General features: G+C 58.0%; 8 protein-coding genes. 5 read left to right on the forward strand and 3 right to left on the reverse strand.

All coding sequences use genetic code 11. The features are described from left to right. Positions 1-561: 561 nt before the first annotated feature. On the forward strand, positions 562-1,209 hold the full coding sequence (fucA, locus tag HV213_RS06340) for an L-fuculose-phosphate aldolase (protein ID WP_181485072.1): 648 nt from the start codon (positions 562-564) through the stop codon (positions 1,207-1,209). A 652-nt stretch (positions 1,210-1,861) separates the two neighbouring features. On the opposite strand, the gene HV213_RS06345 is transcribed toward fucA, so the two are convergent. The 3 genes from HV213_RS06345 to HV213_RS06355 all read right to left on the reverse strand — a co-directional run bounded on the left by HV213_RS06345 (position 1,862) and on the right by HV213_RS06355 (position 5,880). Further along, complete coding sequence (locus tag HV213_RS06345) at positions 1,862-2,884, reverse strand: IS110 family RNA-guided transposase (protein WP_181482387.1); 1,023 nt, start codon at positions 2,882-2,884, stop codon at positions 1,862-1,864. Positions 2,885-3,070: 186 nt separating this feature from the next. Continuing rightward, positions 3,071-3,826 (reverse strand): flap endonuclease Xni, encoded by a 756-nt coding sequence (gene xni, locus HV213_RS06350; protein WP_181486344.1) that lies wholly within the window; start codon positions 3,824-3,826, stop codon positions 3,071-3,073. A 110-nt stretch (positions 3,827-3,936) separates the two neighbouring features. After that, positions 3,937-5,880, reverse strand: a complete 1,944-nt coding sequence (locus HV213_RS06355) for a sigma-54-dependent Fis family transcriptional regulator (RefSeq protein WP_181485073.1) — start codon at positions 5,878-5,880, stop codon at positions 3,937-3,939. Positions 5,881-6,151: 271 nt separating this feature from the next. Between HV213_RS06355 and ssuD the strand changes: the two genes are divergently transcribed. The 4 genes from ssuD to HV213_RS06375 all read left to right on the forward strand — a co-directional run bounded on the left by ssuD (position 6,152) and on the right by HV213_RS06375 (position 11,467). After that, entirely contained in the window at positions 6,152-7,324 is a 1,173-nt protein-coding gene (gene ssuD / locus HV213_RS06360; protein ID WP_181485074.1) for an FMNH2-dependent alkanesulfonate monooxygenase, read from the forward strand. A gap of 30 nt (positions 7,325-7,354) precedes the next feature. After that, positions 7,355-8,752 carry an FAD/NAD(P)-binding protein gene (locus HV213_RS06365; RefSeq protein WP_181485075.1) on the forward strand — a complete coding sequence of 466 codons (1,398 nt, stop codon included), beginning with the start codon at positions 7,355-7,357 and terminating at the stop codon, positions 8,750-8,752. 73 nt (positions 8,753-8,825) lie between these two features. Then, complete coding sequence (locus tag HV213_RS06370) at positions 8,826-10,232, forward strand: LLM class flavin-dependent oxidoreductase (RefSeq protein WP_181485076.1); 1,407 nt, start codon at positions 8,826-8,828, stop codon at positions 10,230-10,232. A gap of 272 nt (positions 10,233-10,504) precedes the next feature. Continuing rightward, positions 10,505-11,467, forward strand: a complete 963-nt coding sequence (locus HV213_RS06375; protein WP_197975051.1) for an IS110 family RNA-guided transposase — start codon at positions 10,505-10,507, stop codon at positions 11,465-11,467. The last annotated feature ends 179 nt before the right edge of the window (positions 11,468-11,646 follow it).

An 11,646-nucleotide genomic window follows, 5' to 3' on the forward strand; every position in this document is an offset into this window, starting at 1 on the left:
TGGTTCAGAAGCGTGTTCAGCAGCATTAGAGTGTGGTTGGTTATACCCACCAGACCGCAAAAATCAGGGGAGTTCCGGTGACGGTGTAAACAGTGAAATAAACATCACGGAATGAACTCATGAATGCATTTTCAAATAAAAAACGTCTTTTAATATGATGGTGGTCACACTTAGCATCTATTGAGTGATTTTATGTGATTATCATCACTTTAATAATCAGGAAAACATGACCGTTTGAGAATGTTAATTCTAAAACCCACAAAGAGAATGACCGATTGAATTTATAATGTGGAATACGGGCAGTTGTTACAATTATCGCTAAAATGCCCGTTTTTTAATGTATCAGTAATAACGGGCATTTTTGAGAAATTAAAAGTGAGTTATCTGTTTTTTTTAGCTTTAAATAAGTGAGGGGTATCACAGAACGTGGTGATGTAAATTCCTTTCTCATTATTCAGGATGATGATGGTGAACAATTATTCGCATTATTCAACAGCGCCAGGGCGTCATGCCAGGTGAGTCGTCTGTTGTCGTATTGAGCATCATAAAGAGAGGTAAGAAATGGAACGAAATAGACTGGCCCGGCAGATTATTGATACCTGCCTGGAAATGACCCGCCTGGGATTAAACCAGGGAACAGCAGGTAATGTGAGCGTGCGTTATCAAGGGGGAATGCTCATAACGCCTACGGGCATTGCTTATGAAAAACTGACCGAAGCGCACATTGTTTATATTGATGCCGATGGCCAGCATGAGCAGGGCAAACTGCCATCCAGCGAGTGGCGTTTTCATATGGCGGCTTATCAGACGCGTTCTGACGCTAACGCGGTGGTGCATAACCATGCGGTTCACTGCACGGCGGTTTCGATCCTCAACCGTCCTATTCCGGCTATTCACTACATGATTGCGGCGGCGGGCGGTAATTCTATCCCCTGCGCGCCGTATGCCACTTTCGGTACCCGCGAGCTGTCCGAATATGTGGCAGTGGCCCTTAAAAACCGTAAAGCGACGCTGTTGCAGCACCATGGCCTGATTGCTTGCGAAGAGAATCTGGAAAAGGCCCTGTGGCTGGCGCATGAGGTGGAAGTGCTGGCGCAGCTCTACCTCAGCACACTGGCTATTGTCGATCCGGTTCCGGTGCTTGATGACGAGGCGATTGCTATCGTGCTGGAAAAGTTCAAAACCTACGGATTACGTATCGAAGAATAAAGCCTAAGAGAACGTTTTCTCCCGGCTGTCGGATGGCGGCGTGTCGCCTTATCCGGCCTGTGTTTGATGCCGCTTTGTGGGCAGGATGCGCCATTGGGCAACGGGCTTACTGCCGTTTGCGGGATGGTAGCCCGGACAGATGCGCAGCATCGCCTCCGGGAAATTCTGCCCCTCTGCACTTTGCTCCCGGGGGCGGCGCAAAGCGCCTGCCCGGGCTACGGGTTAGCCGTCGTCTGCGGGCAGGATGCGCCATTGGCCAACGGGCTTACTGCCGTTTGCGGGATGGTAGCCCGGACAGATGCGAAGCATCGCCTCCGGGAAATTCTGCCCCTCTGCACTTTGCTCCCGGGGGCGGCGCAAAGCGCCTGCCCGTATATGGATACCTCCCGTGATGCAAGCTATTTTTTGTGTGAGTCACCAGGGTAAGTTGCGTTCGTATATCCGGCCTCTCTTTCGGTACCGTCGTACCCGGGCCATGATGTGTTCTGCGCACCTGCTTCCTTTCGGGCTATCGGCTTTGCTTCGCAGGGAGCCTTCGGACAGGCCGGATTTCTCAGGTGCTGGTCTTACCGGTTACTCATCACGCTAAATCGCTTCGCAATCTCACGACAGGGTTACTGCTCTTTTTACTGCATGGTTCACGGGGCGTCGGTTAACCGGCGACCCGTGAACCATGGTAATCTTCTCCGCGACTCATCACCGCCCACGCTATCCGCACATTCTTGTTCGCCAGCGCCACCGTCGCGATATTCCGGTTCCGTCTTTCCGCCACCGACTGCAGCCACTGGCTCCGCCGGTCTTCTTTGCCTGCACATGTCTTCAGAACTGACCGTGCCCCGTGGATGACCAGCGTACGCAGGTAGCTGTCACCCCGCTTGCTGATATGCCCCAGCTGCTGCTTACCGCCGCTTGAGTGCTGCCGGGGAACCAGCCCCACATAAGCCGCCATCTCCCGACCGTTCTTAAACTGCGTCGCGTCACCCAACAACGCCACCATCGCGCTGGCGGTTATCACGCCGATACCTTCTATTTTCATCAGCCGCTGGATGCAGATATCTTCCCGCGCCGCCTCTGCGAGCCGCCGGTCATGCCCCGCCACCCGGTCATCCAGCATCCGCAGCTCTTCGGCCAGCTCGCACAGCAGGCGCATAAACCGGTCATCCCACTGCTCCTGCTGTGACAGTATCTCCGGCAGCGCCTTACGCAACTGGCTGATGCCGACCGGCAGCACCACGCCGAATTCGCCCAGAAAGCCCCGTATCTCGTTGCACAGCGCCGTGCGGCTTTTTATCACTCTGGCCCGCACGCGATGCTCAGCCTGAAGAGTCTGCTGGCGCTCTGTCTTAACCGCGACGAAGCGCATGGCGGGGCGGCTGATGGCTTCACAGATGGCTTCGGCATCGTTGGCATCATTCTTGTTGCCTTTGAGGTAAGGCTTGACGAATTTCGGGGGAATAATGCGCACGGTATGCCCCATGCGGGTGAGTTCGCGGGACCAGTAGTGGGATGATGCGCAGGCTTCAATCCCGATGGTGCAGGGAGCCAGCTGAGAGAAATAAGCGTGCATGTGGGCGCGGCGGAGAGATTTCCGTACGACGACATGTTCATGGTGATCCACAGCATGGATCTGAAAGACATTTTTTGCCAGGTCAAGACCGATACGTTTAATATTCATGGTGGACACCTCCTCCTGTGGACTGCAGGTAACACTTCCAGTCTGGCACGTTATGATGCCGTAAGGTGGGAGGTGTCCATCACATCGGGCTACGGGTTAGCCGTCGTCTGCGGGCAGGATGCGCCATTGGGTAACGGGCTTACTGCCGTTTGCGGGATGGTAGCCGTCGTCTGCGGGCAGGATGCGCTACTGTGTCAGCCGCAGCTGTTGCAGGTTGCCATCCAGATGCAAATCGGTTTGCAGGCGTGCTATCTCACGGCAGGTAAACGCCATCTCTTTATGTTCTTCCAGCTTCTTACGCCACTTCTCCGGCACTTCCGCCAGTCGCGCGTAGATCCCTTCCAGATCCTGAAAATCGGTTAACAGCTGGGCGGCGCTTTTCGGCCCAATCCCCGCCACGCCGGGAACCTTTGAACTGCTGATGCCCGCCAGCCCCCAGTAATCAGGCAGTTGCTCGGGCGTGACGCCGAACTCTTTGGCGATAAACGGCGCATCCAGCCAGCGTTTCTGGAAGTAATCGCGAATGCGGATAGTTGGCGACAGCAGCTGGCAGTAGCCTTTATCGGTGGAAACAATGGTGGCCTGATGCCCGGCTTGCGCCACTTTCACCGCCAGAGTGGCGGCAAGGTCGTCGGCCTCGCTACCGGAGATCGCCCAGCAGCGGAACCCACGCTGCTCGAACGCCGCTCGCAGTGCTGGCATCTCCGCTTCGAGGGTTTCCGGCATCGGTGCGCGCCCGGCTTTATAGTCCGGCAGGCGCTGATGCCGCCAGCCGTGAGCGCGGTCTTCATCATCAAACACCGCCACGACGTGAGTCGGCTGGCTATGGACCACCAGTTGTTCAAGCGCGTGCAGGCAGGTATCAACGCAGGGCGACCCCTGCACCGCGTGGATGCGGCGAATGAGATTAAGTGCGTCGACGATGAGTAGATGAACGGCCACGGATGTCCCCATAGATAGGCTCCTGTTCTTAATGCCTTTTAGGGTAACATCGCCGCGCGGGTGAGGCTATTAGCACCTGGAGAATCAGGAAGATGACTCGCAGTTTCGACCTAATCGACGTGCATCAGCAGGCTGGGTTCGCTATTAGTGGCGTCGCCGTACCAGACCGCTTCGCGCACCGAAATCGGTTTGTTGATAAGCCCCAGGGCGTAAAAACGATCGGCGATACTTTGCTGGGCGCGAATCACATTGAGATCCATCGGGCGTGTTCGATGGCTGCGGCGGGCTAATGCTCGGGTCAGCGAAGCGGCGTTAAGCCCCAGCTCCGCAGAGAGCAGGTTTGCAGCTTCATCACGGTGCAGGTCGATAAACTGCCCGGTCTGCGTTAATTCGGCTACCAGGCGCTGCATAATATCGTTATTGCGAATGGCGTAGTCGCGGCGCGAGAGGTAGAAATGGTGGTTGTTGACGCGCCCCTCGCCGCTGGTGACGACCCGTAATTCACCGCTATATTCCGCATCGCTGAGTAGCGGATCCCACATCATCCACGCATCAACTGTTAGATAATCGCTGGCGGTTAGCGGGTATTTCGGTGGAATGTAGACCACTTTGACGTCATTCAACTCTAGCCCGGCCTCTTCCAGAATATGCAGCAGCAGCCAGTGAACGTTAGAGCCTTTATTCAGCGCGATGCGCTTGCCGCGCAGGTCGGCAATGGTGTGGATATCGCTGTGCTGCGGGACGACCATCGCCACGCTTTGCGGTGCGGGCGGCTCCCAGGCGACGTAGACCAGATCGCTGTTGTTGGCCTGAGCGAAGACTGGCGGCGCTTCGCCAGTGGTACCGAAATCTATCTCATCGCAGGCCAGCGCGTGCAGCAACTGTGGCCCGGCGGGGAACTCGCTCCACAGCACGCTGACGCCGTGGCTGGCAAAGGCTTTCTCCAGACTTTGCCGCGCTTTCAGGATACCGAGGTTGCCGAAGCGCTGAAAACCGATGCGCAGTTCCCGGTCATGACTATCACTATTTACCGCCGGACGATAAGTCGGCTCCAGCCTGCGGCGGCCTTTAATCATGCCAAAATTCGCCAGTTGCGTGCGCAGCGTGTGGCGACTAATGCCCAGCAACGCCGCGGCCTGGCTTTGGTTATCGTCGCAGTGGGCCATTGCGCCGCGAATCAACGCCCCGGTGACCCGCTCCCACAGCGGCTCGCCCGGTAAGGAGAGCTGGTGGTGAATAAAGTCGTCCAGTTCATTATCGCTGGCTGCCGGTAGCGCACTGCTTAGGGTCGTCAACCGTAGCTGGGCGGGGCTAATGACCTCTTCTTTACTGAGCAACACCGCGTTATGCAGGGTGTTCTCCAGCTCGCGGATATTGCCCGGCCAGGGGTAATCCATCAGCCTTGCCAGAGTTTCCGGAGCCAGACGGCGAACCGGGCTACCCAGACGATGGGCGTAGAGCGAGAGGAAATGGTCCGCCAGCACGGGAATATCCTGGCGACGCTGGCGCAGGGGCGGCAGCGGCACGATGGCGATATTCAACCGGTAGTAGAGGTCTTCGCGGAAACGACGTTCGCGGATGGCCTGCATTAGATCAACGTGGGTGGCGGCGATCACCCGCACATCGACCTTGATCGCTTTGCGCGAGCCTACACGGGTGATTTCGCGCTCCTGAAGGACGCGCAGCAGCTTGACCTGTAGCGGCAGGCTCAGCTCGCCAATTTCATCGAGCAGCAGCGTGCCGCCTTGCGCTGCCTCGAACCATCCGGGATGGCTTTGTATCGCGCCGGTAAAGGCCCCTTTTTCATGACCAAACAGCTCCGCTTCCGCCAGACTTTCGCTGAGCGCGCCGCAGTTGACCGCCAGAAACGGCCGGTGACGGCGCGGGCTGTGGTGATGCAGATAGCGGGCGACAACCTCTTTACCGGTGCCGGTTTCGCCGACAATAAGCACCGTCGCTTCGGTAGGGGCCAGTTTATCCAGCAGACTCTGAAACGCTTTTGACGCCGGGTCGATTAGCACGGGCGTAGCGGATGGGAATTCAGGGTTCAGCATGGCGGATCTCCGGTAGTTGATGCCCTGAACTTATCCTGTGCCGACGGCGGAAGCCAGAGGGTAAACCCGCCGGACTGTTGCAAAAACGACAGCCTGGCCGCATTGGCTGGCGCATTTGCAACAGCAAGATGAAATTGAATCTCTGCCAACGCACTGAATTTGTTTGGTTAATTTTTTATTCACCATTGGCATGATTATCGCTAACACTCATATAACTAAATTAAAACAACACTTCGATAAATATCGAATATGGTTATATAGGAAAGAGATAATGACGCAAAAAACCGACGATAAAATCAATGTGTTCTGGTTCCTGCCCACCCACGGCGATGGCCGCTATCTGGGTACCGCAGAGGGGGGACGCCCGGTTGATTTGCCTTACTTGCAGCAGGTGGCGCTGGCGGCCGATAGCCTTGGCTACTACGGCGTGCTGATCCCCACCGGGAAAAGCTGTGAAGATTCCTGGCTGGTGGCCTCGGCGCTGGCGCCGCTGACCCGCCGTCTGCGCTACCTGGTCGCCGTCCGTCCAGGCCTGCAACCGCCGACGCTGGCGGCGAGAATGGCGGCGACGCTCGATCGCCTGTCCGGCGGTCGGCTGCTGATTAACGTCGTCACCGGCGGCGATCCGGTGGAGAACAAAGGCGACGGTATTTTCCTCAGCCACGGCGAACGCTATCAGGTCACCCGCGAATTTCTCGATGTCTACTCGCGCCTGCTGAAAGGCGAAAAGCTGGACTATCACGGCGAGCATATCCACGTTGAGGGCGCGGAAGTGCTGTTTCCTCCGGTGCAGGAAAACGGACCGCCGCTCTATTTTGGCGGTTCTTCTGAAGATGCCATCGATGTCGCTGCTGACCAAATCGATACTTACCTGACCTGGGGCGAGCCGCCCGCGCTGGTGGCCGAAAAGCTGGCCGTAGTGCGCGAACGTGCCGCCGCTCGTGGACGCACGTTGCAATACGGTATTCGTCTGCACGTGATTGTTCGTGAAACCGAAGAGGAAGCGTGGGCTGCTGCCGATCGCCTGATTTCTCATCTTGATGACGAGACTATCGCCCAGGCGCAGAAAGTTTTTGCCCGCATGGACTCCACCGGACAGTCGCGGATGAGCGCGCTGCATAAAGGGTCGCGCGACAATCTGCGCATTGCGCCAAACTTGTGGGCGGGCGTAGGGCTGGTGCGAGGTGGGGCAGGGACGGCGCTGGTTGGCAACCCACAGCAGGTGGCGGAACGCATTCGTGAATATCAGGCGCTCGGTATCACCAACTTTATCTTCTCCGGCTATCCGCATCTGGAAGAGGCGCATCGCTTCGCAGACCTGGTGATGCCGCTACTGCCGCTGGCAGGCCATGATCAGCCGAAAGCACGTAGTGTGAATACCGGCCCGTTTGGCGAAACCATCGGCGGCGATAAGCGCCCGGTAAAACAGGTCAGCGCAAGCTGAGAGGAGGCCAAATGTTGAAGGCGCTGGACTATGCAAACTGAACCCCATGTGGTGATTGTCGGCGGCGGATTCAGCGGCGCGGCGGTGGCGATTCATCTCCTGCGCCTGGCCCCGGTTGGCGTGCGGGTGACTCTACTGGAACCGCGCGAGGTTCCCGGCGCGGGCGTCGCGTATTCGACTACCGAACCGAGCCATCGGATCAACGTTCCTGCCGCACGGATGCAGCTTGCGGGTGAAGAGGAGGGCGCGTTCGATAGCTGGTACCGCCGCCAGCCTGCTTTTGCTGATGACCCGCAGGCCCTGCTAGCGGACGGTGTGGTTTATCCGCAGCGCGGGCAGTTTGGCCGTTACGTTGCCGAGCGTTTTGCCGGGGCAGCGCGCGCCAGTGAAGGACGGCTGGTACATCTGCGCGAACAGGCGCTGAGCTTTAATGATGGCGAGGTGGTCACCGACGGTGGTCGTCGATTATCAGCCGATCTGTTGGTACTGGCGATAAGCCATCCGCCGCCTTCTTTACCGCTGCTGGCTAAACCGTTTGAGAAACATCCGGCGTTAATCGCGAACCCCTGGCGAGCGGGCGCTCTGGAAAATATCGCACCAGAGGTGAGCGTGGCGGTTATGGGGACTGGCCTGACGATGGCGGACACCGTTGCCACCCTAACGCGCCTGGGCCATCGGGGGCCTATTACCGCGTTTTCACGCCGTGGGCTGTTATCCCGCAGCAACCTGAGCGGCAACAGCGGGAGCTGGCCCGCTGAATACGGCGAGGGTTCGCTGCGCCAGCGGCTGCGGAAGATCCGCAAGGATATCGACTGCGCAGCGGAGCAGGGACAGGCCTGGCAGGTGGTACTGGACGCGGTGCGTAATCAGGGGCAACGCATCTGGCAGGGACTGACGGTTGCCGATCGTCAGCGTTTTCTGCGCCATTTGCGCAGCTACTGGGATGTTCACCGCTACCGTATCGCCCCGCAGGTTGCTGAGGTGCTTGAACAGCGCCAGCGTGACGGCAACCTGAGCGTACAGGCCGCCAGGCTTATGGCACTTGAAGGAGACGCGCAAAAGCTGACGCTAACCCTGTCACCCCGGCGCGGTGAACCGCAACGAGTGACTGTTGAACATTTAATTTTAACCACCGGCCCGGCGCACGGCGCGTTGACCGACAGCCAGCCGCTGCTGCGCCAACTGAGCCAGCGCGGGCTGATTCGCGCCGATGCCCTTGGGCTGGGGCTGGATGTTGATGAGCGCTCCCGCGCCGTTGATCGGGAGGGCCGTGCCGTGCCCAACTTGCTGATCTCCGGTCCTGCCGCGCGGGGGTTCTTTGGTGAACTGATGGGCCTGCCGCAGGTGGCTGACCATGCCGCCGACGTCGCCGCCGAAGCTCTGCTAACCCTGGGCATCAAACAATCCACCCGATGTCCGGCGTTCTGAACGTCTTTTATCCCTGATTCCCTTAATGATTATGCGTGCGTCCCGCTGCCGGGGCGCGCCGTGGAGAAGTGCTATGTCATCACAACGTGAAATCCGCCTGAATGCTTTTGATATGAACTGCGTCGGCCATCAGTCGCCGGGGCTATGGGCCCATCCGCGCGACCGCTCCTGGCAGTATAAAGACCTTGAGTATTGGGTCGATCTGGCGCGGTTGCTGGAGCGCGGTAAGTTTGATGGCCTGTTTATTGCCGATGTGCTCGGCGTTTACGATGTGCTGAACGGCAATGGCGATGCGGCGCTTCGCCAGGCGGCACAGGTGCCGGTTAACGATCCGCTGGCCCTGATTACGCCGATGGCGCTAGTGACGGAGCATCTGGGATTCGGCCTGACCGCTTCGCTCTCCTTTGAGCATCCGTACCCGTTCGCCCGCCGTCTGTCGACTCTCGACCATCTGACCAAAGGGCGGGTCGGCTGGAATATTGTGACTTCATACCTTGAGAGCGGCGCGCGTAATATTGGCCAGAAAGCGCAGACCGATCACGACGCCCGCTATGACTATGCCGATGAGTATCTGGAGGTGGTCTATAAGCTGCTGGAGGGGAGCTGGGAAGATGGTGCGGTGCTGCGCGACAGGGAGCGTAAGATCTTCAGCGATCCGCGAAAGATTCACCCGATAAACCACCAGGGCAACTTTTTTTCGGTGCCGGGGATCCATCTATGTGAACCGTCACCGCAGCGCACGCCGGTGCTCTATCAGGCGGGAGCTTCCAGCCGCGGTAAGCAGTTTGCCGCCGGGCATGCGGAGTGCGTGTTCGTTGGCGCGCCGTCAAAAGTGTTGCTGAAAAAGACGGTGGCGGATATTCGCCGTCGTGCCGAAGAGGCCGGCCGCGATCCGCGCAGCATTCTGATCTTCAATATGCAGACGGTCATCGTCGGTGAGACCGATCGCGAAGCGCAGGCGAAATGGCAGGAGTATAAACCGTACGTCAGCTACGAAGGGGCGCTGGCGCTGCTCTCGGGCTGGACCGGAATCGACCTTGGTCAGTATCAGCCAGATCAGGTGCTGGAGTATCTGCATACCAATGCGATTCAGTCGATGGTGGAGGCGTTTTCAACCGCTGACCCGAATAGCCAGTGGACGGTGCAGAAGCTGGCGGATTGGGCGGGGATCGGCGGCTTCGGCCCGCTAGTGGTGGGTAGCCCGCAGACGGTTGCCGATGAACTGCAGTCCTGGGTGGAGGAGACCGACGTCGATGGCTTCAACCTCGCCTATGCGGTGACGCACGAAACCTTCCGCGACGTGGTCGACCTGCTGATCCCTGAGCTGCAAAAGCGTGGCGTGTTTAAGCAAGAGTATCGCGAGGGAACCCTGCGTGAAAAGCTGTTTGGCGCAGGTCCACGGCTGACAGCGCCGCATCCGGGGGCCAGCTATCGCCACGGCGCACCGGTCGCGGTCGGGAGCGAAGAGAAGGTGGGTTGAGTTTTACCAGGCCAGAACAGATGATGCAGTTGGTTCCCCTCACCCTAACCCTTATGTCTTGACCTTCTCCGTTCCGGCGGAGAAGATCCCCGACTGATCATCGGGAGGTTACCGGTGAGCATCACCCAGCCCTGGAGCCCCTGAGCCCGCGGGAGAGATTATGCCCCGGTAACCTGTTTCCCTGTCGCCTCAAGACCGAACGGTATCCTGTGCCCTGAGCACCCACATATAAGGATGGTCCGGCGATAATATTCATAAGGTTACGGAGTACCATGATGAATCTTGTCCCTGTCGGCGTTGATATCGCCAAACTCAAATTCGACGTTGCTGTCCTGCTGCCAAACCAGAAGTACAAAACCAAAAAATTCGCCAATACCCCAGCCGGATGCCGCGAATTTCTGAACTGGCTGGCGCGTTTTGGTCACTGTCATGTCTGCATGGAGGCAACAGGTTGCTACAGCACTGAACTGGCCACCCTGCTGGCCGATAATGGCTGCTGCGTCAGCCTTGAAAACCCGGCACGTATCCATGCGTTCGCAAACACTGAACTGACCCGCAATAAAACGGACAAAAGCGACGCGGCGCTGATAGCGCGCTACTGCGCTCTGTATCAGCCGGCCCCCTGGCATCCTGCGCCGCTGAGCGAACGACAACTGACGGCTCTGGTACGCCACCTGCGTAACCTGGAAGAGATGCGTCAGATGGAGATGAACCGCCTTGAGGCAGCAGATGAAGTCATCGTTCCTTCCCTGAATGAACACGTTACGATGCTGGATGAGCTGATTGAAGAAACCCGCAATAAAATCAACCGGCATATCGATGATAACCCAGACCTGAAGCGGGACCGGGAGCTACTGAAAAGTATCCCCGGAATAGGAGACATGCTGAGTGTGAGCCTGCTGGCGTTCGCAGGAAATCTGCGACGGTTCAGCAACAGCAAGGCACTGGTGGCGTATGCTGGTTTGAATCCTCGTCGTTGTGAGTCAGGGATGTGGAAAGGGAAAAGCAGGCTGTCGAAAGTGGGCCATGCAGAGCTGCGTAGCGCACTGTATATGCCAGCGGTAGTGGCAGGAAGATGCAATAAGGTGGTGAAAAACCTGATGGAAAGGCTTGCAGCCCGGGGTAAGACAGGGAAAGAGCGAGTGTGTGCAGGAATGAGGAAATTACTGCAGCTGGCTTATGGTGTGGTGAAATCCGGGCATGAATTTAACGCTGAAATACCACTTGCAGGATAACCGGCAAGACGGTATCTCTCCCCAAAGGGGCGAGGGACTGGCTCGTGCGGTTTGTGAGGGCGGAGCGCTTTCCCGGAGGCGGCGCGCTGCGCCTGTCCGGGCTACCGATCCGTGCTGTTTTGTAGCCCGATGTGATGGACACCTCCCACCTTACGGCATCAGAACGTGCCAGACTGGAA

It is taken from the genome of Klebsiella sp. RHBSTW-00484 (assembly GCF_013705725.1).
Taxonomy (GTDB): Bacteria; Pseudomonadota; Gammaproteobacteria; order Enterobacterales; family Enterobacteriaceae; genus Klebsiella.